The organism is Stenotrophomonas sp. S41 (genome assembly GCF_016624625.1).
In the GTDB taxonomy this organism is placed as follows: domain Bacteria; phylum Pseudomonadota; class Gammaproteobacteria; order Xanthomonadales; family Xanthomonadaceae; genus Stenotrophomonas.
The window spans coordinates 15,078-39,307 of record NZ_JACVTV010000011.1 but is presented as its reverse complement, the minus strand read 5'-3'; the positions used below and the strand labels follow the sequence as shown (position 1 = coordinate 39,307).

The window sequence follows — 24,230 nt, the reverse complement described above, 5'->3', positions numbered from 1 at the left end:
CCGATGGCCATGGTCAAGCGCCCCGACGAGATCGCGCTGATGGCCGAGTCCGGGCGCCTGCTCGCGCAGGTGTTCGCCGCGCTCGACGCCCTGCCGCTGGAAGGCCGCAGCACGATGGACATCAACGACTTCGTCGAGCGGATGATCGTCGACGAACTGCACGCCCGGCCGGCCAGCAAGGGCCAGTACGGTTTTCCGTACGTGCTCAACACCTCCATCGACAACGTCATCTGCCACGGCGTGCCCAGCCATGAGGACGTGCTGCGCAGCGGGCAGATCGTCAACCTCGACATCACCCTGGAAAAGAACGGCTACATCGCCGATTCCAGCACCACCTACCTGGTGGGCGAGGTCGACTACGCCGCGCGCAAGCTGGTGACCGTGGCCTACCAGGCCATGTGGAAGGGCATTGCCGCAGTGCGCCCCGGCGCGCGCCTGGGCGACATCGGCCATGCCATCGCCCGCCATGCACGCAGCCACGGCTACAGCGTGGTGAAGGAATACTGCGGGCACGGCATCGGCCAGGAAATGCACGAAGACCCGCAGATCCTGCATTACGGCCACGCCGGTACCGGCCTCGAGTTGCAGGAAGGCATGGTGTTCACCATCGAACCGATGCTCAACCAGGGCAAACCGGCCATCCGCCAGTTGCCGGACGAATGGCCGGTGTACACGCGCGACGGCAAGTTGTCGGCGCAGTTCGAGCACACCGTGGCGGTGACCGCGCAGGGCGTGCGCGTGCTGACCCTGCGCCCGGACGAAACGCCGCTGTGCGCGATTGATGCGGCCTAGAGCATCCGCTGCTGCAGCGCCTGCGCCTGTGCGCGCCGCGCTGCCAGCGGTTCGCGCACGCGCTGTGCCACGTAGCCCACGCTGGCGGCCAGGATGAAGGTATAGCCCAGCAGCTCGGTGGTTTCCTCGATGGTGTTCTTGAACACGCGGATGTACTGGTCGCCGAGCAGGCCCGACCACAGCGAGGTCATGCCGATCAATCGCGAATACACCAGCAGCAGCACCAGGCCGATGGTCATCACCGTGCCTGCTCGCGAGGTCAGGAACCGCAGCAGCCCCTGCAGTGTGCTGCGCCAGTCACGGCTGGCCCAGCCCAGCGAACCGGCCACCATCACCGCCACGGGATATTTCCAGAATCCGTGTGCGATCAGATCCAGCGCTTCATCCATCTCGCGCACGAACATGCAGGCAAACAGCGCCGCGGCAAGCACGGCAAAGCGGCGATCGTCGGCGCGACGCACGGCCAGACGTACGAAGGCGGCGACACTCGCCGCGAGGAAGCCTTCCTGGGTCAGCTCAACCAGCGACCACTCACCCACCGCGTCGCCCAGCCAATGGATATCCAGCCAGGCCAGAGCCGGCGGAATGGCCATCATCAGGCCGAACAGGAACGTGCGGCCGAGATGGGCCAGGAGGAGTTGCAGGTTGTCTTTCATGGAACACCGATGCCGCCCAATGGACGGATGTACTGCGAGAACGAAAGCGACCCGGGGGCTGCCGGACTACGGCATGCACGGCGGGGTCGCAGCGGGGGCGGCATTATCGGTGCTGGGCCTGCGGGCGAAAACCGCATCAGTGGAACAAAGACACAACATGCGCGCAGCGCAGTCATTCATGGCGACAGCGGGCGCAGCAGCAGCAGCAACGCCAGGCTCGCCATGAACAGCGCGATGCCTGCATCCAGCACGCGCCAGGCGTTCGGGTTGCGGAACAGCGGCTGCAGCAGGCGAGCGCCGTAGCCCAGCGCGCAGAACCAGAGCACGCTGGCCACGCAGGCGCCGCCGGCAAACGCCCAGCGCAGCTCGCCGGGGTAACGCGTGGACAGGCTGCCCAGCAGCACCACCGTGTCCAGATAGACGTGCGGGTTGAGCAGCGTGAACGCAAGGCAGGCCAGCAGCACCTGGCGCCGGTTGCCGCCCTCGCTGCTGGCGGCCGCCAATGCACTGCCGCCGCGCCACGCGCGCAGGCCGGCCTGCAGCCCGTACCAGCCGAGGAAGGCTGCACCGCCAAAGCGCAGCACCTGCAGCAGCAGCGGCCACTGCAGCACCAGCGCACCCATGCCGCCCACCCCGGCCAGGATCAGCGCGATGTCCGCGCCCATGCAGGCCAGCACCACCATGCCCACATGGCGGCGCTGCAACCCCTGGCGCAGGACGAAGGCATTCTGGGCGCCGATGGCGATGATCAGGCCGGCGCCTGCAAACAGACCGGCCAGGGCCGCGGTGATCCACATGGGTACTGCCATCACATCGGAAAGGACGCGCAGGGTGGCGCCTGCGAGCGGTTAAGGCCAGCTGGTTTTTCTTTATCCTGTGCAGGAAAACTGAAGAGGCCCGGCATGGACCTGGTACACCCGCAACTGGCTGCCTTCGCCGCAGTACTGGAAGAAGGCAGTTTCGAAGCCGCCGCCCGCCGCCTGGCGATCAGCCCGTCGGCGCTGTCACAGCGGATCAAGGCGCTGGAGGACCGCCTCGGCCAGGTGCTGCTGGTGCGCCAGGCACCGTGCCGCCCCACCGCTGCCGGGGAGGTCCTGCTGCGCAGCGTGCGGCCGATGCAGGCCCTGCAGGCCGAGGCACTGGCCGAGCTGCTGCCCGAGCGCGGCAACGACGCCACCCGCACGCCGATCCCGCTGGCGGTCAACGACGATTCGCTGGACACCTGGTTCGTCGCCGCCATCGCCGAGCTGCACCAGCGCCATGGCTACCTGTTCGACCTGCGCATGGACGACCAGGACCACACCCTCGAACTGCTGCGCGATGGAAGCGTACTGGGCGCGGTTACCGCCGAAGGCCGCGCGTTGAAGGGCTGCAACGTGCACCCACTGGGGGCGATGCGCTACCACGCCATCGCCTCGCCGGCCTTCGCCCGCCGTTGGTTCGGCAAGGGCATGCAGGCCGATGCGCTGGCCGTGGCACCGATGATCGTGTTCAACCGTAAGGATGAACTGCAGGCGCGTTTCCTGCGCCGCCTTACGCGTGCGCGGCTGCAGCCGCCGGTGCACTACCTGCCCTCCTCCACCGGTTTCGTCGAAGCCGCCGCGCGCGGACTGGGCTGGTGCCTGGCGCCGGAAACGCTGATCGCACCGGCGCTGGCTGCAGGGAACGTCGTTGTGCTGGAACCAGACCGATGGCTGGATGTGCCGCTGTACTGGCAGCATGCCGCGGTGCGTTCCAGCACGCTGCAGCACATCACCCAGGCGCTGCGCAGCGCCGCGGAGGGTTGTCTGCGCTGAAGCCCCTGCGACGTGCACCGCGCCGACAGCAGCTTCACGGCACATCCACTAGTTTTTGCCGGACTCTTTACGGATGACGGACCCGACGTGCACCTGCAACGTCCCTGCCCGCGACGGCACCGCGCACGTTGGCCGCTGCTGGTCTGCGCCACGCTGCTGACGGCCACCAGCGTCGCGCAGACCGCGGCCGACCCAGCCGTGGCCCCTGCCCTGCAATGGGAACAGGCTCGGCAGCGGCTGGAACAGGTTTCCGATGCGCTGGTGGCGGCCGATGCCGGTGTGCGCAACAAACAGGAACTACAGGAAGCCACGCGCCTGCTGCGCCTGCCCGAGATCACCGGCGAAGTGCGCCGCCTGCAGTTCCAGAAGACCCTCACCCTGCCGCTGGGCTCGCTGGCACCGGTGGCCGAAGCCTATGGCATCGATTCGCCGCTGAGCTTCACCGAACGCGACTGGCGCACCCGCCCGGTGGTGACCGCGGTGCTGCCGCTGTACACCGGCGGCGTGATCCCGGCGGCGCAACGTGCGGCCAGCGCCGCGAGCGAACAGGCCAGCGCCGAACGCGAGGCGCAGCGCCAGTCGCTGACCGTGCAGCTGGCCCAGGCCTATTTCGGCCAGCGCCTGGCCGAACAGGCGGTGGACGTGCGCCGCGACGTACGCGACGGCCTCAACCGCCACCTGTCCGATGCGGAGAAACTGGAACGCGAGGGCTTCGCCACCCGCGCCCAGCGCCTGCAGGCCACCGTGGCCCGCGACAAGGCCGAGCGTGAGTACCAGAAAACCCTCAACGACCTCGCCACGTTGCAGGCCGCGCTGGCGACCCTGCTGCGCAGCGGTGGCGAGGTCCGCCCGCTGTCGCCGCTGTTCGTGCAGCGCGCGCCGCTGGAACCAGTGGCCAGCTTCGAACGCACCGCACAGGCGCGACAGCCGCAGATCCGCCGCCTGCAGGCGATGGTTGCCCAGGCCGAACAGGGCGTGCGCGTGCAGCAGGCCAAGTTGAAGCCGCAGATCTTCGCCTTCGGCCAGTACGACTTCCGCCGCCGCGACGAAATGCTGACCGATCCGGACTGGGCCTTCGGCATCGGCGTGAAGTACACCTTCCTCTCGCCCAGCTCGCGGCCGGCGCAGATCAGTGCGGCACGCGCGCAGCAGGAACAGGCAGAAGCCGGCCTGCGCGAAGCCGAGAACCAGGTCGCGCTCGGCGTGCGCAAGGCATGGAACGAACTGGAAAGCGCGCGCCAGCAGTTCGTGCTGCTGGACAGCAGCATCGCCCAGGCACAGGAAAACCTGCGCCTGCAGGAGCTGGCCTTCCGCGAGGGACAGGCGACGTCGCTGGATGTCATCGACGCGCGGCTGGGCCTGGGTGGCGCCCGCGTCGAACGCGCACAGGCCGCCTACCAGTACGACATCGCCCTGGCGCAACTGTTGGAAGTGAGTGGACAGATGGACCGTTTCGAAGACTATCGGCGCCGTGCGGACGAGGTGATCGACCATGAGTGACGTGCTGCACGACGAATCCACCACGCCGCCCGGCAAGCGCCGCGTGGGCATCATCCTGGTGGTGGTGCTGCTGGCCGTGGTGGTGCTGGGCCTGTGGCTGGCCTGGCGCCGGCCGGCCGACCAGATCCAGGGCATGGCCGACGCCGACACCCTCAACGTCGCCGCCAAGATCACCGCCCGCGTGGCCGAACTGAAGGTGCGCGAGGGCGACCGCGTGCAGGCCGGGCAGATCGTGTTCCTGCTCGACAGCCCGGAAGTGGCGGCCAAGGAACAGCAGGCGCACGGCGCCCTGGCCGCCGCGCAGGCAGTGGCCGACAAGGCCGACGAGGGCGCGCGCAGCGAGGACATCCGCGCCGCCGAAGCCAACTGGAAGCGGGCCGAGGCCGGTGCCACTCTGGCCGAAGCAACTGCGCGCCGCGTGCAGAACCTGTTCAACGAAGGGGTGATGACCCGGCAGAAGCGCGATGAGGCGCAGGCCCAGGCCACCAGTTCGCGCGAACTGGCCCATGCCGCGCGCGCGCAGTACGACATGGCGCTGGCCGGGGCACGCGAGCAGGACAAGCGTGCGGCGCAGGGCCAGGTGCAGCAGGCGCAGGGTGCGGTGGCCGAGGTCAACGCTGCACGTGCCGAAGTGGAAGGCCGCGCACCGGTGGCCGGCGAGATCAACAAGCGCATGGCCGATCCCGGCGAACTGGTGCCGGCGGGCTATCCGGTGTTCACCCTGGTCGACATCGACCGCATGTGGGTGTCGATGAACCTGCGCGAGTCGCAGATGCAGGGCCTGAAGGTCGGCAGCACCCTGCGCGGCAGCATCCCGGCACTGGACCAGGACGCCGAATTCAAGGTGTATTTCATCAATCCGGCCGGCGACTACGCCACCTGGCGCACCACCCGCCAGTCCTCCGGCTACGACGTCCGCAGCTTCGAGGTGCGGGTGCGCCCGGTACGCCGCATCGAGGGCTTCCGCCCCGGCATGAGCGTGCTGTTCGCATGGCCCCCGCACTGATCCCGGGCAACGGCGGCTTTGCGGCGTCGTGGCGGCGCGAACTGCACACGCTGCGCGGCAATCGGGCCGACCTGCTGCTGGTCACTGCGCTGCCGCTGCTGATGCTGGTGCTGATGGCGTGGATGTTCAGCCCCGCGGTGATGCGCGATGTGCCGATTGCCGTGGTCGACCTCGACCACAGCAGCGACAGCCGCCTGCTGCTGCGCATGCTCGACGCCAGCCCCGGCGTCCGCGTGGCCAGCCAGCCGGTGGCAATGGAGGAGGCCCGTGCGCAGCTGCGCCGGTTGCAGGTCTACGCCATCGTGCTGGTACCACGCGATGTCACCCGGCAGGCGCTGCGCGGCCAGCACGGCACGGTGTTCGCCTATTACAACGCCACCTACATGACCACCGGCCAGTCCGCCGCGCGTGACATCGGTGATGCGGTGGCCGCGTGGAATGCACGCCTGCTGCGCGAACGCATTGCCCTGCAGGTCGGGCCGGGCAAGCTGCGCGCGGCACCGATCGCCGTGCAGTCGGACATCCTCTACAACCCCGCGCGCAGCTACGAGCTGTTCCTGCTGCCGCTGATCTTCCCCGCCGTGCTTTCGCTGGTGCTGGCGCTTGCGGTGGCCGGCAGCCTGGGCCGCGAGATCCGTGATGGCACCCTGCCCGGCTGGCTTGGGCGCACGCCGTGGCCAGCCCTCGCCGGCAAGATCGCGCCGTATGTCCTGCTGTTTTCGCTGTACGGCGCGCTCGGCGTGGCCTACCTGGCCTGGCTGCGCGGCGACGGCATCGCCGGCAGCGTGTTCCTGCTGCTGCTCGGCCAGCCGCTGTTCTATCTGGCCACCGCGGCCTACGCCCTGTTCTTCGTCGGCGTCACCCGTGACATGGGCACGGCGCTGTCGGCCGTCGGCCTCAGCATCGGCACCGCGTTGGCCTTTTCCAGCGCCACGTTCCCGGTCATCGACGCACCGCTGTTCACCCGCATCTGGCACCTGCTGCTGCCGCTCAGCGCCTACATCAAGCTGCAGACCCAGCAGCAGTTCGTCGGTGCGCCGCTGGCGGTGTCGCTGTGGCCGCTGGCCACGCTGCTGCTGATGATCATCATCGCCGGTGGCCTGGGTGGCTGGCGCCTGCTGGCCTTCGCGCACAGCACGCGGGCCGCGCGACCGCCCGGGGCCGACGCATGAGCCCGGTCTGGGCCAGCCTGCGGCAGACCCTGCTGGCGGTGCTGCTGGACCGCTACGCCATCGTGGTGATGGTCGGCGCGGTCATCCTGTACTCGTTCTTCTACCCGGCCGCATACCGGCACCAGGTGGCTGGCAACCTGCCGATCCTGATCGTGGACGAAGACCACAGCGCCACCAGCCGCGAATTGCTGCGCAAGCTGGACGCGCTGCGGGTGGCCCGCGTGGTCGGCCAGCCGTCCAGCATCGACAGCGCGCGCCGTCAGCTGGAAGCCGGTGATGCGGAAGGCATCGTACTGATCCCGGCCAACCTGGAGCGCGACATCCTGCGTGGCCATCCGGCGAAGCTGGTCCTGCTCGGCAACGGTGCCTATCTGGGCCGCGCCAGCTGGGTGCTGGGCAGCGTGGCCGATGCGCTGGGATCGTTCGGGCGCGAGGCGGCGGTCACCCAGGCCGCCTTCATGGGCGTTCCGCAGGCGCCGCCGGTCACGCTGGTGCAGCGGCCGCTGTACAACACGCAGGAAGGCTATGGCAGCGCGATCGTGCCGGGCGTGGCCGAACTGATCGTGCACCAGACCCTGCTGATGGGCATCGGCGTGCTGCTTGGCGGGCGCCGTCTGGCCCTCGGCCGGCGCCTGCGCTTCGACCTGCCGACGCTGGCCGGCATGGCCCTGGGCTTCGGCCTGATCGGTCTGTTCGGGCTCTTCTACTACGCCGGGTTCACCGCCTGGGTGCAGGATTACCCGCGTGGCGGCAATCCACTCGGCCAGCTGTTCGGCGGCACGTTGTTCATCGCCGCCACGGTAGCCTTCGGCCTGTTCGTCGGCAGCTTCTTCCGCACCCGCGAACGCGCGTTCCAGTACATCATCGCCACGTCCATCCCGCTGTTCTTCCTGGCCAACCTGTCCTGGCCCACGGTGATGACGCCGCCGCCACTGGTGTGGCTGTCGCAGCTGCTGCCCACCACCTCGGGCATCAACCTGATGGTGCGGTTGACCCAGATGGACGCCAGCCTGGCCGATGTCAGCCACGAACTGGTCACCCTCGGCGTACTCCTGCTGCTCTACGGCAGCCTCGCCGTCTGGCGGCTGCACAGCCCAAAAGGGGACTGAGGGGATTAATCCGGATTAATCCCCTCCGTCCCCTATTCGGGGGCGTACCAGAACGGGATGAAGTACTCGCGCCGGCGATCCGCGCCGCGCTCCGGGCCCTCGCCATTCCACAGCAGGTGCAGGTCGTGCCGGCCCGGTGCCAGCCCGGCCATCGGCAGGTAACCGGCCAGCCCGCGCATGTCGAGGTCGCGCCGTTCCATCGGCACGAAGGCGTGCAGGTCAACAGGCCTGCCGTCCAGCTGCACTGTCCAGAGCTGGGCCAGGCAGTCCACCGCGGCGGTGGCGGCCGCGGCACCTTCTACATCGTTGCGGCCACCCGGCAGCTGCGTGCAGCGCGTGCGCGCCACCCCGTTGTCGCGCTGCGGGCGGTGTGGAATGAACAGCCGAAGCTGCGAACCACTGATGGTGTCGGCGGGAATCATCGGGTACGGCAGCAACTGGTCGTGCGCCGAGCGCATCGATTCGTAGTGCGCGCTGAGCATGCCGTGGTCCACCGCTTCGCCGGTGATGATCTGGTACCGGTTGAACAGCGAGAACTTCACCGAGCCGGCCACCTGCAGGCCACCCAGCAGCATCGCCACCATGATCGCGCCCAGGTAGGCCACGATGAAGAACTGCGAGCGCAGGTTGCTCTGGATCGTCAGCTGCATGGTCTGGATCAGGCGCATCAGCGGTATCCGCTGCAGGGCACCAAGCACCCACTGCAGCACGCGCTGCTGGCGTTCGCTCGGGCGACCGCGCGCCTGCCGGCGTGCAATGGACTTCTCCAACAGCAGGGGCAGCAGCCCCAGCATCAGCAGGGCCAGCATCACCACGCCCACGAAAATCGTGGCCGCCGTATCCGAGCCACCGCACAGCGCGCCGACCAACATCGCCAACCCGAGGATGATGATCGCCATCACCAGCGTGCCGGCCAGGGTCTGCACGCACATCAGCGTGGTCGAGAACAGCATCGTCGCCAGCCGGTCGGCGCGCTGGATGCTGCCATCCAGTCCCCCGTCGCGCGCACGCATGAAGGCACGCGAGACCGGGCCCATCTTCGGCAGGTGGTCCCAGTCGATGCCCTTCGGGAAGTGCGACTTCAAGCCCACCAGGCCGATCCAGTAACCGCGCACGGTCAGGTGCGCGATCAGCGCCACCGCCATCACGTAGCACATGCCCACGCTGATGCTGAAGACGAACCACAGCACCTGGAAGTACATGCCCTCGGTATGCAGGCTGCTGCGTGCCCAGATGTCGAACAGATAGCCCGGCACGGCCAGCAGCGCGAAGGCCAGCAGGCCGGAAATGAACAGCTCCAGCTCATCGGTGCGCTCGCGCAGCCGGCCGAAGCGGGTGCTCGCCTCCTGCGCCTCGTCGGTATCGGCAGCGGTCACGACCGGTTCGGCAGCAGGTGATTCGTTCACAGGGCGTTCATTCGTGGAATTCGGCGCAGTATAGGGTCCGTGCCGCGGCTTGCAATACGTCCGCCCACAACGACGAACGCCGACCCAAGGGGCCGGCGTTCGAGGTACCGCGTCGTGGAAGGGAGCGGGTATCAGGTCGTGCGGGTACTCAGCGGTAGACGCGCTCGCAGCGGCGCTCGACCACGCGGTCACCAGTCTTGTTCTGGTGATTGCCCTGGATCTGGCGGCCGGCTGCACCGCCGGCCACGGCACCGGCCACGGTCGCCAGCTTCTTGCCGTTGCCGCCACCCACTTGGTTGCCCAGCAGGCCGCCGACCACGGCGCCGGTAGCCGTACCGGCGATGCGGTTGGGATCGCGCGAGTTGCGCTGCACTTCCACGTTCTTGCAGACCACGCGGCTGCCATCGTTGAACTTGCGGCCTTCATCGCGCGGGCCATAGCTCTGTGCGCTGGCTCCCGACGAAGCCGCCAACAGGCTGCCGAGCAGCAGTACGCGAAGGGACGTGTTCATGGCGATCTCCTGTGATCCGATGTGCGCCCAGTCTCCCGCCGGCCACGCCAACCGAAGGTGAAATACCGGTCGACGGCGCCTGAACGGCCATGCGGCGTTCAGCGATGCGACGCTGGCGTTGGCACCGCGTGCCCTACAGTGCGTGCATGACCCTGCACCTGCAGATCGACGGACGTGCGATCACCGGCATCGACAGCCTCTATGCCGAGTTCAACCGTGTCTTCATGGCCGGCGAAGACTGGCAGCTCGGGCCCAGCCTGGATGCGCTGGACGACCTGCTGTACGGCGGCTACGGCGCACTGCACGGGCACGCCACCGCAACCGTGGCCTGGCGCGATATCGCGCTCAGCCGCGTCGCGCTGGGCGTGGACGCGACCTGCGCCTGGCTGCAGGCGAAACTGCAGCAGCCCGGCACGTTCAACGCCGATGTGATCCGCCACCAGCTGGATGCGCTGGAACGCGGCGAAGGCCAGACCTACTTCGAGATCGTGATGGAGATTTTCGCCGGCCACCCGCGCATCACCCTGCTGCCGCAATGACCACCGCCAGCGCTGGCGCTACGCGTCCCAGCGGAAGCCGACGCTGTAGATCGACTTGATCCAGTCACTGCCGCCGCCGTCCATCAGCTTGCGCCGCAGGTTCCTGACATGGCTGTCCACGGTGCGGTCCGCCACCACGCGGTGGTCGGCGTACAGGTGGTCCATCAGCTGGTCGCGCGACCAGATGCGGCCGGGCGATGCGGTCAGCGTCCGCAACAGGCGGAACTCCACCGGCGTCAGGTCCAGCGACTGGCCATGCAGTGATGCGCGGCCGCCAGGCTCGTCCAGCTGCAGGCCGGGTGCAGGGCCGGCTGCCACGGTACCCCGCGCACCCGCACGACGCAGCACGGCACCGACCCGCGCCACCATCTCGCGCGGGCTGAAGGGCTTGCAGATGTAATCGTCGGCGCCCACTTCCAGGCCCAGCAGGCGGTCCACCTCTTCCACCCGCGCGGTCACCATGATCACCGGCACCTCGCCAACCGCGCGCAGATCCCGGCACAGGGCGATGCCATCACGGTTGGGCAGCATCAGGTCGAGCAGCACCAGCGCCGGCTGCACGCGTGCGTAGGCGGCCATCACCTGCGCGCCGTCGGCCACCCATTCGGTGCGGTAGCCGCTGGCGTGCAGGTAGTCCTGCACCAGGCGCGCCAGTTCCGGCTCGTCTTCCACCACCAGGATGCAATCGCCGTTGCCGGTGTTCATGCGCGCACCGGCAGGGTCAGCACCACGCGCAGGCCACCCAGTGCCGAGGCTTCGGCATGCAGGGTGCCGCCGTGCGCCTGGGCGATGTTGCGGCAGATCGCCAGGCCCAGTCCGCTGCCGCCGCTGGCGCGGTTGCGTGATTCTTCGGCACGGTAGAAGCGCTCGAACAGGCGCCCGCGTTTGTCCTCGTCCACGCCCGGCGCGCTGTCTTCGATGATGGCGCGCACCGTGTCGCCCTGGCGCTGCACGGCCACCACCACCTGGCCGCCGGCATCGGTGTAGCGCAGGCTGTTTTCCAGCAGGTTGGCGAACAGCTGCTGCAGGCGACGCTCGTCACCGTTCACCGGGCACGGCTGCGCTGCAGGAATGGCCCGCAGCTGCAGGCCGGCATCGGCAAGGCGACCGCGCATGCCGTCCAACGCAAGCTGCAGCACCGCGTCCAGGTCCAGTGGCGTGGAGCGGTACGCCAGTGCCCCGGCCTGTGTCAGCGCCAGGTCGTGCAGGTCGTCGATCAGCTTGCCCAGCTGCTGCACCTGCCGCTGCAGCGTGGCCAGGGTTTCCGGAGTCACCGGCCGGATGCCGTCCTGGATCGCTTCCAGCTGCGCGCGCATCACCGTCAGCGGCGTGCGCAGCTCGTGCGAGATATCGGCCATGTAGCTGCGCCGGTTGCGTTCGGTATCTTCCAGCGTGTCAGCCAGGCGGTTGATGTCGTGGCCCAGGCGGCCCAGCTCGTCGTCGCCGGTGCGCGCGGCGCGGGCACTGAAGTCACCCGCGGCCAACCGGTGGATCGCACCGGTAAGCCCACCGACCTGGCGCAGCAGCGTACGCGACAGCAGCCAGGCGAGGAGCGCTGCGATCAGCACCGAGGTGATGCCGTTCACCCAGCGCCCGCGCGACTGGTCGCGGGAGAAACGCACGTCACCGGCGGCGATGGCTTTCTCGAACGGAATCATCACGAACCAGCCCACCGGGTGGCCGTCGCGCGCGGCAATGGGCAGCTTGATCGCATCCAGCGTGGCCTGCGGATTGCCGGCCAGGAAACGCCCCTGCCGATCCAGCAGCGCAAACCGCGGCACCGCGCCGGTCTGGTCGGAGACCGGCGGTGCGCGCAGGTTGCCTGCCACCGGCACCCAGGTCGGCCGCATCAGCTCAAACCACACTTCGTTGTGGTTACGCACGAAATCCCAGCTGCCTTCGCGGTCGTACGCCGCTTCCACCTGCGGCAGCACCTCGCGCATGCGCGATTCGCCCTGTTCGTTCAGGTAGCCCAGGAAACCGCGCTCGAACAGGTAGCGGCCGACCACGCCGTTCACCGCCAGCACCATGGCGCACGCGGTCAGCACGAGCAGGAACAGTTTGGCGGGCGTACCCAGTTTCATCGGCGCAGGGGCATCGGCTTCGGTGGGCACTACTTAGCCGCATCGGCCCGGCCCAATGCAAGGAAAAAGGGGTTCGTTCAGGCGATCTCCTAAATTGCTGCGAATTTCGTACCGAACATGGCAAGCCTCAGAAACGCCCATGGGGTAGCCCGATGCCTGTGTTCGATCGTCGTAGTTCGTTCCGCCTGCCCTGGCGGCTGATGCCGGCTTCAGCGCTGGCCCTGGCGCTGGCCGCCTGCTCGCCCGCACAGGCGCCGCAGCAGCACACCGCCGAAGTGGTGGCCACGCCGGTGGTCACCCGCTCGCTGGCGGTGGAACAGTCGCTGGCCGGGCGTACCGTCGCGGCCATGGTGTCCGACGTGCGCCCGCAGGTGGGCGGCATCATCCGCTCGCGCGCCTTCACCGAGGGAGCGCTGGTCGACGCCGGGCAGCTGCTGTACCAGATCGACCCGCGCAGCTACCAGGCCGCCTATGACAGCGCCAAGGGCTCGCTGGCGCAGGCCGAGGCCGCCGTGCTGTCTTCGCGCCCCAAGGCCGAGCGCTACCGCAACCTCGTCGATGCCGATGCCGTGAGCCGGCAGGATGCCGACGATGCGCAGGCCACCCTGCGGGCCAACGAAGCCGCCGTGGTCGCCGCACGCGCCGCGCTGCAGACCGCGAAGATCAACCTGGACTACACCCGGGTGACCGCGCCGATCTCCGGCCGCATCGGCACCTCCACCTACACGCCGGGCGCGCTGGTCAGCGCCGGCCAGGACACCGCACTGGCCACCATCCAGCAGCTGGACCCGATCCATGTCGATGTCAGCCAGACCAGCGCGCAGCTGCTGGCCCTGCGCAGGCAGCTGGACAGCGGCGCGCTGCAGGCCGTGGATGGCAAGGCGCAGGTGCGTATCGTGCTGGAAGACGGCAGCACCTATGCCCACACCGGCACCCTGGAAGTGGTCGGCACCGCCGTCGATACCGGCACCGGCAACGTCACCCTGCGTGCCACCGTGCCCAACCCCGAAGGCCTGCTGCTGCCGGGCACCTACGTGCGCGCGGTGCTGCCGATGGCGGTGGACCCCAACGCGATCCTGGTGCCGCAGACCGCCGTGACCCGCAACACCAAGGGCGAGGCGCAGGTGAAGCTGGTCGGCGCCGACGGCAAGGTGGTCGAACGGGTCATCCAGACCAGCGCTGCGCAGGGCGACCAGTGGGTGGTCAGCAGCGGCCTGAAGGCCGGCGAGCAGCTGATCACCGAAGGCGGCAGCAAGGTCGGTGCCGGCCAGGCGGTGAAGGTCGCCGCGGCTGCGTCGGCCACCGCCGGCAACGCCGCCACCGCCGCGGCGAAGGACTGAGCCCATGTCACGCTTCTTCATCGACCGCCCCATCTTCGCCTGGGTCATCGCCATCGTGATCACCCTGGCCGGCATGCTGGCCGTGTACACGCTGCCGGTGGAGCAGTACCCGGACATCGCACCGCCCAGCGTCTCCATCCGCGCCACCTACACCGGTGCCTCGGCCGAGACCACCGAAAATTCGGTCACCCAGGTCATCGAGCAGAACATGACCGGGCTCGACAACCTGATGTACATGTCCTCCAGCAGCAGCTCGTCGGGCAGCGCCAACGTCACCCTCACCTTCGCCTCGGGCACCGATCCGGACACCGCCCAGGTGCAGGTGCAGAACAAGCTGCAGCAGGCGCAGTCGCTGCTGCCCGATGCCGTGCAGAGCACCGGCGTGACGGTCAGCAAGTCCTCGGGCAACCTGTTCATGGTGCTGGCCTTCACCTCCGATGACGGCAGCATGGACGGCACGGACATCGCCGATTACATGGTGTCCTCGCTGCAGGATCCGCTGAGCCGGGTCAGCGGCGTCGGCAACGTGCAGGTGATGGGCTCCGAGTACGCCATGCGCATCTGGCTGGACCCGGAAAAGCTGCGCACTTATTCGCTGATGCCCTCCGACGTGACCGCCGCCATCCAGGCACAGAACAGCGATGTCACCGCCGGTTCGCTGGGTGCGCTGCCCGCCGTCGAAGGGCAGTCACTGAGCGCTACGGTCACTGCGCGCTCGCGCCTGAAGACGGTCGAACAGTTCCAGGCCATCGTGGTGAAGTCCAGTGCCAACGGCGCCGACGTGCGCCTGTCCGACGTGGCCACCGTCACCCTGGGCAGCGAAAGCTATTCCGCGGTCAGCCAGTTCAACGGCAAGGCCGCCGCCGGCCTCGGCATCGAGCTGGCCTCCGGTGCCAACGCGCTGGAGGTGTCCAAGGCGGTGGACGCCAACCTGGCCGAACTGCAGCCCTACTTCCCCACCGGGCTGAGCTACCACGTGGCCTACAGCACCACGCCGTTCGTGCAGATCTCCATCGAGGAAGTGGTCAAGACGCTGATCGAGGCCATCGTGCTGGTGGTGGCGATCATGTACCTGTTCCTGCAGAACTGGCGCGTCACCCTGATCCCGGCCATCGCGGTGCCGGTGGTGCTGATGGGCACCTTCGGCGTGCTGTCGCTGCTGGGTTACTCGATCAACACGCTGTCGATGTTCGCGATGGTGCTGGCCATCGGCCTGCTGGTGGACGACGCCATCGTGGTGGTGGAGAACGTCGAGCGCCTGATGAGCGAGGAAGGGCTGTCGCCACGCGCGGCCACCCGCAGGTCGATGGGGCAGATCACCGGCGCGCTGGTGGGCATCGCCCTGGTGCTGACCGCGGTGTTCCTGCCGATGGCCTTCTTCGGCGGCTCCACCGGCGCCATCTACCGCCAGTTCTCGGTCACCATCGCCTCGGCGATGATCCTGTCGGTGCTGGTGGCGATGACCCTGACCCCGGCGCTGTGCGCGACCATCCTGCTGCCGATCAGCAAGGGCGGCCACACCTCGGCACCGGGCCTGCTGGCGCGCTTCTTCGCCCGCTTCAACCGCTTCTTCGACCGCAACGCCGAACGCTACGAGCACGGGGTGGGCCGCGTGCTGAAGCATCGCCGCCTGGGCATCGCCGCCTATGTGCTGGTGCTGGCCTTGATGGGCGCGCTGTTCTACACCCTGCCCAGCTCGTTCCTGCCCGAGGAAGACCAGGGCATGTTGATGGTGCAGGTGAAGCTGCCTTCCGGCGCAACCCAGCAGCAGACGCTGAAGGTGATCCAGCAGATGTCCGAGTACGTGGGCCAGCAGCCGGAAGTGGACACGGTGATGGCCGTGGCCGGCTTCAGCATGGGTGGCAGCGGACAGAACTCGGGCATGGGCTTCGTCAAGCTGAAGGACTGGGACGAGCGCGATGCCGACGCCAACAGCATCGGCCAGCGCATTACCATGGCCATGGCGCAGCGCTTCCGCGATGCGCAGATCTTCGCCATGGCCCCGTCGGGCATTCCCGGCCTGGGCCAGAGCGCGGGCTTCTCGCTGGAACTGCAGGACGTCGGCGGTGCCGGCCACGACGCGCTGGTGAAGGCACGCGAGCAGCTGCTGGCGCTGGCTGCCAAGAGCGATGTCGTGCAGTCGGTCCGCTATGACAACCTGGAAGACGCGCCGACCTTCGACGTCAAGATCGACGATGCCAAGGCCGGTGCGCTGGACCTGGCGCAGAGCGATATCAATTCCACCCTGTCCACCGCGCTGGGCAGCACCTACGTCAACGACTTCGTCAACCGCGGCCGCATCAAGAAGGTCTACGTGCAGGGCGAGGCCAGCGCGCGCATGCTGCCGCAGGACGTCGAACGCTGGTCGGTGCGCAACAGCAACAACCAGATGGTGCCGTTCGGTGCGTTCTCCAGCAGCGGCTGGAGCTACGCGCCCTCCTCGCTCACCCGCTTCAACGGCACCGCGTCGATGGAGATCAGCGGCCAGGCCGCCGATGGCGTGAGCTCCGGCACGGCGATGGCCGAGATGGAAACGCTGGTCGGCCAGCTCGACGGTCAGTTCGGTGCGGCATGGTCGGGCCTGTCCTATCAGGAACGCCAGGCAGGTGCGCAGGCGCCGCTGCTGTACGCGGTCTCGCTGCTGTTCGTATTCCTGTGCCTGGCCGCGCTGTATGAAAGCTGGTCGATCCCGTTCTCGGTGATGCTGGCCGTGCCGATCGGCATCGTCGGCGCCCTGCTGTTCACCAGCGTGCGCGGCCTGTCCAACGATGTGTACTTCCAGGTGGGCCTGCTGGCCACGGTGGGCCTGGCCGCAAAGAACGGCATCCTCATCGTCGAATTCGCCAAGGAGCTGGAGGACAAGGGCATGGGCCTGGTGCAGGCCACGCTGCAGGCGGCACGGCTGCGCCTGCGGCCGATCCTGATGACCTCGCTGGCTTTCATGCTGGGCGTACTGCCGCTGGTGATCAGCAGCGGCGCCGGCTCCGGCGGCCGCCATTCGCTCGGTACCGGCGTGTTCGGCGGCACCCTGGCCTCCACTGCGCTGGGCATCTTCTTCGCGCCGCTGTTCTACGTGGTGGTGCGCACCCTGTTCCCGTCGAAGCCGCGCCCGGCCGAAGACGATGCCCACGATGACATTGATGCAGAGGTGAAGGCATGAACCGTTCGATGATCCACACCACCTTGCTGGCACTGGCCTGCGCGGCGGCAATGAGCGGCTGCGCCAGCATGGCCCCCGCCTACCAGCGTCCCGACGCGCTGGTGCGGGCCAGCTTCGGCAGCACGCCCAGCGTGGCCGTGGCCGATGAACCGGTTCCAGTAGCACGGCTGGAATGGCGCTCGGTGTTCGTCGACCCGCAGCTGCAGCAGGTCATCGCGCTGGCGCTGGAGAACAACCGCGACCTGCGCGTGGCCATGCTCAACATCGAAGCCGCGCGCGCCAAGTACCGCATTCAGCGCGCGGATCTGCTGCCCAGTGTCGATGCCACGGCCAGCCATACCGCCGCACGCAGCAACACGACGGGCGAAGGCAGCCAGGTCAGCCGCAGCGCCACCGCACAGGTCGGCTTCAGCAGCTGGGAACTGGACCTGTTCGGGCGCATCCGCAGCTTGAAGGACGAAGCCCTGCAGACCTGGCTGGCCACCGAGCAGACCCAGCGCAGCACGCGCATGAGCCTGGTGGCCGAAGTGGCCGGCGACTGGCTGACCGTCGGCGCTTACCAGCAGCGGCTGAAGCTGGCCGAGCAGACCCTGGCCAGCCAACGCGAAAGCCTGGCCCTGACCGAGCGCCGCCACGAACAAGGCGTGATGTCCGGCGTGGACCTGGCCTCGTTGCAGGCCAGCGTGGAAAGCGCCCGCGCCGACGTGGCGGCCTACACCACCTCGCTGGCGCAGGCGCGCAATGCGCTGGAACTGGTGGTCGGCACTGCGGTCAGCGATGACCAGCTGCCGGCGGCCACGACGGGGACGACCGATGCAGTGGCGCTGGCGCCGCTGCCGGCCGAAGTATCCTCGGCGGTACTGCTGCAGCGCCCGGACGTGCTCTACGCCGAGCACACCCTGAAGGCGGCCAACGCCGATATCGGCGCCGCACGCGCCGCGTTCTTCCCCACCATTTCGCTGACCGCCTCGACCGGCAGCGGCAGCGATGCGCTGTCCAGCCTGTTCGACAGCGGCACGAAGCAATGGAGCTTCGCGCCGACGATCTCGCTGCCGATCTTCCACGCCGGCGCACTGAAGGCCTCGCTGGACCAGGCGAAGATCAGCAAGGACGTGAGCGTGGCGCAGTACGAAAGGGCCATCCAGAGCGCCTTCAGCGAGGTGGCCGATGCCCTGGCCACGCGCGCCACCGTGGATGAGCAGCGCGATGCGCAGCAGGCGCGCGTGGCGGCAACTACCCGTGCCCGCGACCTGGCCGAGGTGCGCTATCGCAATGGCATCGACAGCCGGCTGGAACTGCTGGATGCGCAGCGTACCGACGATGCCGCCCAGCAGGACCTGGTGACCCTGCGCCTGGCTGAGGCGACCAACCGGGTGACGCTGTACAAGGTGCTGGGTGGGGGTGCGGATGCGCTGGCGGGTAGTGGGGGGACGTGGGCGACGGAGGATTAGCCACTGTAGTCACCGAGTATCTGGCCAAAGAAGCGACTCGGCCTGTCACTTGGCGAAACAAACCCAACCCAGATTCCAACGGCATGAAGCGCCGAGCCGTAGGTTCCAAGTGTCGCATCTCACACAGGCACCCCCTTCAGCATGACGTGATCGCCCTTTCTCGACCTACTACTTGTTGCAAAGAACTTTGCGGCTCAGCATCCGCCCAGCGCTCATGGCACGACAATCCCATCCCACGATGTTCGGATGGAATCGCAGTTGGCGTAGCCGAAAAAGGCCAGCAATTACAAGCTCATGAGCGTGAGGACGCGCGGCCGTTCCTGCGGTCGGGCGGAGTGACTCCGCATGCTCGTGGACGTCCCGATCCGGTCGTACTTTGCAGATTTCCGGTCGAGGGACACTGTTGACTGCCCCAGATCCCGCCGGCCTAACTCCCAGCTACTGCTCGACCAGAGGTCCATGGTCAGGCGGAAGACGCGATGCAGCAGCAACGCGAATTGAAAGGTAGCGCGCGAACCCAGAAGCCATGGCAGCAGCATTCCTGCACGTGGTCGTGCCTGCCTTCACCCATGAAGGAGTATGGCGATGCAGGCATATCTGGCGATTCAACGCAACGTATTCTGCTTCTGCGTAGCGTGCGTTCTGTTCTTCAGCCCCACGGCGAAGGCAGAGATCTACTGGCTTGATTCCCGCTTCGACGATAGCCAACCGCACTATCCAACGATGGAAGAGGCCTGCGTCTCAGGCGAACTGGAACGCCGCTTGGATGGCTACCGCGCGAAAAGTGCGCTGCCTCACCGCTACGCCGCTGTTTCCGTCGGCCCCTATCTGGATGGTGAGGCCATGTGCAGGGGACAACTGCAACGGCGTCAGTTCAATTCATGGCTGCCTGTCGAAATAGTGAACACGTTCGTCTACGGGCCACGCGGCGCCAGACCACCCTGCCCGCTCGGCGGCCTGGCCGACCCGGAAACGGGGCAGTGCGGCATGCCCAAGTGCGACAGCAACTGCCCTTCAGATGGAGGCAATCCGTCAAACCCCATTGCCAGCGCGACAGGCAACAAACGTCAGCAGGAGACGGACTACCTTGGGGCAGGCGCCTTCCCGTTGCAGTTCGTTCGGGTCTACAACAGCCATCGTGTGCCGGACAGCCGAGCGCTTCCGATCGGCATTGGCTGGACCCACAACTACGCGGCCAGGCTCGAGCCCGTGACCAATGCCACCGGATCGATTGCCCGTATTCGAGCCCACAGGCCCAATGGCGCCATCCAGACATTCAGCCTCATCAATGGCGACTGGACTGCAGGTGCAGACGTACCGGAGAGGCTGACCATCACGCTTTCTGCTGGTTCACTTGTTTCGGCGACCTATCGTCGTGCGGACGATTCTGTAGAAACCTACAACGAGCTCGGCCGCTTGCAGTCCATCACTTCGCGCGACGGGCTCGTGCAGACGCTGTCCTATGCCGAGGGCTCTGGCACTTCACCGTACGTCCAACGCGTTACCGATCCACAGGGGCGCGCGTTGGTGTTCGGGTACACAGACGGCCGCTTGACCAGTCTTATCGATGGCACCGGAGCGGTCATTACCTACGCGTACACTGGGAACGATCTGACCTCCGTGACCTATCCCGAGCCACTGTCCGGCTCGGCAACGCGCGTCTATCACTACAGTGAACCCGGCCAGACGGGGGGCATAGCCCAGCCACACCTGCTGACCGGCATCACCGACGAGGACAACAACCGACACGCCAGCTGGGCATATGACGCCCATCGTCGAGGCGTGCTGAGCGTGCATGGCCCACATGCTACCGGCACCGCAGATCGGGTCGCACTGCAGTTCAACGCAGACGGCAGCACCACCGTTACCGATAGTGTCGGCAAGGTCAGGAACTACACATTTGGCGTTGACCATAGAGTGGCGCGGCTTGCGTCGCTGGACGCCCCCTGCGACCACTGCGTAAACGTTGCAGCGGCGCGCACGTACGACAGCAGCGGATATCCCGCCAGCAGGACCGACTTCAGGGGCAACGTTGCCCGGTATACGTACAACGCACGCGGACTGCAGACCGAGCGGATAGAGGCGGCCAACGATAGTGGCGGCGGCAAGCGCACAACCCAGACAGACTGGCACGCAGCCTTCCGCCAGCCCACGGAACGACGGATCTACGACGCGGAGGGCGTGCTCGCTGCTGAAACCAGCTTCATTTACAACAACCGGGGTCAGCTGCTCACTGAGACTCGCAAGGATCCGTCGACATCCGGTAGTCGTACTACGATCACGACCTACTGCGAGCCCGCTGACGTCAGTGACGGCACCTGCCCCCTGGTTGGCCTGCCAATCAGCATCAAGGGACCACGTACTGACATCAGCGACACGACGACCTACGTCTACCATCAGGCAGACCACAGCGATTGCGGGGCCGCCCACGCAGCATGCGCCTACCGACGGGGCGACTTGTGGAAAGTCATCGATCCGTTGGGGCGGACCACCACGTTCCCCAGCTACGACAACGCGGGACGACGGCTGTCCTCCATCGACCCGAATGGTGTCGAGACGAGCTATGAGTATCATCCCCGCGGCTGGCTGACAGCCGAGAAGGTGCGCGGCCCCGACGACAGCACGGAACGTGACGACCGCATAACACGCACGACCTACCGACCAACCGGCCTGGTCGAGCGGATTACCCAGCCCGATGGCGAATATCTGACGTTCTCCTACGACGCAGCGCAGCGACTGGCACGTCTCACCGACAACAGCGGCGCCTTCATCGCGTACACCCTGGATGGTGCAGGCAACCGGATCGCGGAGGAGACCCGCGACCCAGCCCAGACAGTGCAACGCAGCCTGTCGCGCATCTATGACCTGAACGGGCGACTTGCGACCGTCGCCGATGCTTCCAGCAGCCCGACTGATTTCGGATACGACGACAGCGGCAACATCACGGCGGTGACGGATGCATTGGGTCGCACGGAGCGCCGTGAGTACGATGCCCAGAATCGCCTCAGGCAGACCACCCAGGATGTCGACGGCATCGGCGCCGTGACACGATACCTCTACAACCCGTTGAATCGGCTAGTTCAGGTCACTGACCCAAAGGGGCTGCACACGCGCTACACCTACGACGCATTGGGTGATCTGCTACAGCTGAGCAGTCCGGATACTGGCACTACCCGTTACAGCTACGACAGCGCCGGCAATCGCGACGGTCTGACCGATTCGCGAGGGCAGACAGTGTCCTACCGCTATGACGCGCTCAAACGGCTGACCCGGATTGCACCCGATGGTGCGCCTGCGTTGGACACGTCCTATCTCTATGATGCCGCGCCAAGTGAATGTGCAACGGGCGAGACCTTTGCCTCTGGCTATCTGAGCCAGATCGTGGATGCCAGCGGCACGACGGGATACTGCTACGACCGCTTCGGCCACATCGTACGCAAAATCCAGGCAGTCGACGGCCATAGCTTCGCAGTTCGCTACGCCTACAGCTTGGGTGGAAAGCTCCAGGCCATCACCTACCCAGATGGCACCCTGGTCGATTACGTGCGCGATCCCGAGGGCCGCATCTCAGAGATAGGTGTCACATCGCCCGACTCCAGCCGCCAGGTGCTTCTGTCCGGTGTCACGTACTACCCATTCGGACCTGCGGCAGGCTGGAGCTACGGCAATGGACGGACCTTGGTCCGAGCCCATGACCAGAATTACCGCACCGTTGCGCTGAGCGATGTCGACCGAGACGGCCTGGATGCAGGTTACGCCTACGACGCCATGGGTAACCTTACCGGCCTGCACACCGCTGGCCATGAACTTCCGGCGCTTGCCACGTTCGACTACGACGCCCTCAATCGTCTGGTTGCATTCCGGGATGGGGCAACAGGAACCGCGATCGAGCGCTATGGCTACGACGCTACGGGAAACCGCACATCATTCACCAACGCTGGAGGGACCGACGGTTACGCCTACCCGGCTGACAGCCATCGCCTTCTCTCGGTAGATGGGGTATCCCGGAACTACGACGCCGTTGGCAACACGGCCTCCATTGACGGCACGGATAGAGAGTTCGGCTTCGACCCGTTCAATCGATTGATACAGGTGACACAGAGCGGTCAGGCGGTCCAACAGTACGCATACAACGGCCGCGGTGAACGGGTGCGAAGCTACCTGGGGACCACCACCACGACCTACAGCGTCCACGATGAGAGCGGCCAGTGGCTGGGTGACTACGATGCCACGGGCACGCCGATCCAACAGGTGATATGGCTGGGCGACCTGCCCGTGGGTGTATTGGTTGGCACCGCAGCGTCTTCGAATCGCCTGCATTACATCGAGCCGGATCATCTTGGCGCACCGCGCGCGGTCATCGAGGCAGGCCGAAACGTCGCGGTCTGGACGTGGGATTTGAAGAGCGAGGCGTTTGGCAGCGACACACCCAACGAAGATTCTGATGCGGACGGAACGCCCTTTACGTTCAACATGCGCTTCGCGGGACAGCGCTACGATCCCTACAGCGGTCTTCACCACAACTACGCTCGTGAGTACGAGCCTGCTACAGGTCGATATCTGCAGAGTGACCCTGCCGGCCTAGCAGGAGGCATCAGCACTTACAGCTATGTCGAGTCCAACCCGCTTCTGTATACGGACAGCACGGGGCAAGCCAAAGATCAGGTCTGCATGGCGTCGTGCACCATAAGCGGAGGTGTCATCGGCGGATACATCGGCTACGCCGGCGGCGGCATTGCAGGTGGCGTTGGTGGTGGGGCGGGATGCACCCTCTTTGCGCCAGGCATCGGCACCGTACCTTGCGCAGCGGGCGGGGCTGCCGCCGGCAGCAGTGCGGGAGGTGCTGCGGGCTCGGTCGTTGGCAGTTTCTATGGATATCTTACGGGCTTGGCAATCTGCCCGAGCGATGAAGACAATACTGACGAGTGCTACAGACGCTACGATGGTGAGGCGGTGGCATGCGACAGATGGCGGGGGTTCGGGCCAGACAGAGATCCTGATCGCTGGTATCGAGCTTGTCTCACACGAGCGGCGGATCGTCGCAACCTGTGCGTCGCCAATAAGGGTCAATCTGACGACGAGCCGCCCGTTTGGACAGATCGTGACCTCAGATAGGTGGTGCCCCATGAAAGATTCAAACCCGCAACTGGTCGAAACCTACTATCCCTCAGGAAAGATCAAATCTCGTGGCACACGCGTGGATGGACAATGGGATGGCCTCTGTCAACGCTGGTTCGAGAGTGGCGGACTGTTCACTCAGTCCGAGTACAGAGACGGCGTGATGAACGGCTTGCTACAGGAATGGACAGAGGATGGAGTGTTGACCTTATCCGCCATTATCAGAAACGGGGATTACGACGGCCCCTACAAGAGTTGGTGGGACTCTGGCCTCCTCAAGGAGGAAGGCACTTTCCGGCGCGGCAAGAGGGTCGGAAGATACACCTGGTACAAGGTCGACGGCTCTCTTTGGAGGTCGTGCGACTTGGCTGACGAATCCAGCCAGTAGCAGCGCCTGATGTGTCGGTCCGTCTCCTGCCTGGACGTGACCACAGCCGTGGCGCCGGGCCAGTGAGCCGCAGGCTGTATGCGCGAGAGCACACCCCATGCGGGTGCCCCTTGCCCCACCCTACCCGTTACCATGGTCCCCCCTGTTTCCGCAGCTGCCTGCCGCCCTCCCGGCGCGGGCGCCTGCCCCGATTTCCGAGTCC

18 protein-coding genes are annotated in these 24,230 nt (G+C 66.8%); 12 read left to right on the top strand and 6 right to left on the bottom strand.

The annotated features are described in order from the left end of the window. Positions 1 to 9: 9 nt before the first annotated feature. Positions 10 to 792: a type I methionyl aminopeptidase gene (map, locus tag IAE56_RS04330; protein WP_200751605.1), complete on the top strand. Its 783-nt coding sequence runs from the start codon at positions 10 to 12 to the stop codon at positions 790 to 792. Here map and IAE56_RS04325 read toward each other — a convergent pair. Beyond that, positions 789 to 1,448: a hypothetical protein gene (locus IAE56_RS04325; RefSeq protein ID WP_108768237.1), complete on the bottom strand. Its 660-nt coding sequence runs from the start codon at positions 1,446 to 1,448 to the stop codon at positions 789 to 791. The genes map and IAE56_RS04325 overlap by 4 nt on opposite strands. A 176-nt stretch (positions 1,449 to 1,624) precedes the next feature. Next, complete coding sequence (locus IAE56_RS04320; protein ID WP_108768236.1) at positions 1,625 to 2,245, bottom strand: LysE/ArgO family amino acid transporter; 621 nt, start codon at positions 2,243 to 2,245, stop codon at positions 1,625 to 1,627. A 105-nt stretch (positions 2,246 to 2,350) separates the two neighbouring features. Here IAE56_RS04320 and IAE56_RS04315 point away from each other — a divergent pair, with 105 nt between their 5' ends. The 5 genes from IAE56_RS04315 to IAE56_RS04295 all read left to right on the top strand — a co-directional run bounded on the left by IAE56_RS04315 (position 2,351) and on the right by IAE56_RS04295 (position 8,031). Next, the gene (locus tag IAE56_RS04315; protein ID WP_200751604.1) at positions 2,351 to 3,244 is read left to right on the top strand and encodes a LysR family transcriptional regulator ArgP; all 894 of its coding nucleotides are present in this window, start codon (positions 2,351 to 2,353) and stop codon (positions 3,242 to 3,244) included. A gap of 153 nt (positions 3,245 to 3,397) precedes the next feature. Next, complete coding sequence (locus tag IAE56_RS04310) at positions 3,398 to 4,744, top strand: TolC family protein (RefSeq protein ID WP_234455876.1); 1,347 nt, start codon at positions 3,398 to 3,400, stop codon at positions 4,742 to 4,744. Beyond that, entirely contained in the window at positions 4,737 to 5,750 is a 1,014-nt protein-coding gene (locus tag IAE56_RS04305) for an efflux RND transporter periplasmic adaptor subunit (RefSeq protein ID WP_200751602.1), read from the top strand. Before IAE56_RS04310 ends, IAE56_RS04305 begins: the two co-directional genes overlap by 8 nt. Next, positions 5,735 to 6,922, top strand: coding sequence for an ABC transporter permease (locus IAE56_RS04300; protein WP_200751601.1), 1,188 nt, complete (start codon positions 5,735 to 5,737; stop codon positions 6,920 to 6,922). The genes IAE56_RS04305 and IAE56_RS04300 overlap by 16 nt, the downstream gene beginning before the upstream one ends. Further along, a complete protein-coding gene (locus tag IAE56_RS04295; protein ID WP_200751600.1) occupies positions 6,919 to 8,031 on the top strand; it encodes an ABC transporter permease in 1,113 nt (370 codons plus the stop codon). The genes IAE56_RS04300 and IAE56_RS04295 overlap by 4 nt, the downstream gene beginning before the upstream one ends. 32 nt (positions 8,032 to 8,063) lie before the next feature. Here IAE56_RS04295 and IAE56_RS04290 read toward each other — a convergent pair whose 3' ends face one another. Further along, complete coding sequence (locus tag IAE56_RS04290; protein WP_200751599.1) at positions 8,064 to 9,437, bottom strand: hypothetical protein; 1,374 nt, start codon at positions 9,435 to 9,437, stop codon at positions 8,064 to 8,066. A 148-nt stretch (positions 9,438 to 9,585) separates the two neighbouring features. Continuing rightward, the gene (locus tag IAE56_RS04285) at positions 9,586 to 9,948 is read right to left on the bottom strand and encodes a glycine zipper 2TM domain-containing protein (RefSeq protein WP_200751598.1); all 363 of its coding nucleotides are present in this window, start codon (positions 9,946 to 9,948) and stop codon (positions 9,586 to 9,588) included. Positions 9,949 to 10,094: 146 nt separating this feature from the next. On the opposite strand from IAE56_RS04285, the gene IAE56_RS04280 reads away from it, so the two are divergent. Continuing rightward, positions 10,095 to 10,487 carry a ribonuclease inhibitor gene (locus tag IAE56_RS04280; RefSeq protein WP_200751597.1) on the top strand — a complete coding sequence of 131 codons (393 nt, stop codon included), beginning with the start codon at positions 10,095 to 10,097 and terminating at the stop codon, positions 10,485 to 10,487. 18 nt (positions 10,488 to 10,505) lie between these two features. On the opposite strand, the gene IAE56_RS04275 is transcribed toward IAE56_RS04280, so the two are convergent. Then, positions 10,506 to 11,192 (bottom strand): response regulator, encoded by a 687-nt coding sequence (locus IAE56_RS04275; RefSeq protein ID WP_200751596.1) that lies wholly within the window; start codon positions 11,190 to 11,192, stop codon positions 10,506 to 10,508. Beyond that, positions 11,189 to 12,571, bottom strand: a complete 1,383-nt coding sequence (gene baeS, locus IAE56_RS04270) for a sensor histidine kinase efflux regulator BaeS (protein ID WP_200751626.1) — start codon at positions 12,569 to 12,571, stop codon at positions 11,189 to 11,191. The genes IAE56_RS04275 and baeS overlap by 4 nt, the downstream gene beginning before the upstream one ends. Before the next feature lie 152 nt (positions 12,572 to 12,723). On the opposite strand from baeS, the gene IAE56_RS04265 reads away from it, so the two are divergent. The 5 genes from IAE56_RS04265 to IAE56_RS04245 all read left to right on the top strand — a co-directional run bounded on the left by IAE56_RS04265 (position 12,724) and on the right by IAE56_RS04245 (position 24,028). Continuing rightward, on the top strand, positions 12,724 to 13,911 hold the full coding sequence (locus IAE56_RS04265; RefSeq protein ID WP_234455873.1) for an efflux RND transporter periplasmic adaptor subunit: 1,188 nt from the start codon (positions 12,724 to 12,726) through the stop codon (positions 13,909 to 13,911). Positions 13,912 to 13,915: 4 nt separating this feature from the next. Then, complete coding sequence (locus IAE56_RS04260; RefSeq protein WP_200751595.1) at positions 13,916 to 17,071, top strand: efflux RND transporter permease subunit; 3,156 nt, start codon at positions 13,916 to 13,918, stop codon at positions 17,069 to 17,071. Next, positions 17,068 to 18,522 carry an efflux transporter outer membrane subunit gene (locus IAE56_RS04255; RefSeq protein WP_200751594.1) on the top strand — a complete coding sequence of 485 codons (1,455 nt, stop codon included), beginning with the start codon at positions 17,068 to 17,070 and terminating at the stop codon, positions 18,520 to 18,522. Before IAE56_RS04260 ends, IAE56_RS04255 begins: the two co-directional genes overlap by 4 nt. Positions 18,523 to 19,107: 585 nt before the next feature. After that, the gene (locus tag IAE56_RS04250; protein ID WP_200751593.1) at positions 19,108 to 23,637 is read left to right on the top strand and encodes an RHS repeat-associated core domain-containing protein; all 4,530 of its coding nucleotides are present in this window, start codon (positions 19,108 to 19,110) and stop codon (positions 23,635 to 23,637) included. Between the two features lie 10 nt (positions 23,638 to 23,647). Beyond that, positions 23,648 to 24,028 (top strand): hypothetical protein, encoded by a 381-nt coding sequence (locus IAE56_RS04245; RefSeq protein WP_200732751.1) that lies wholly within the window; start codon positions 23,648 to 23,650, stop codon positions 24,026 to 24,028. Positions 24,029 to 24,230: the final 202 nt, after the last annotated feature.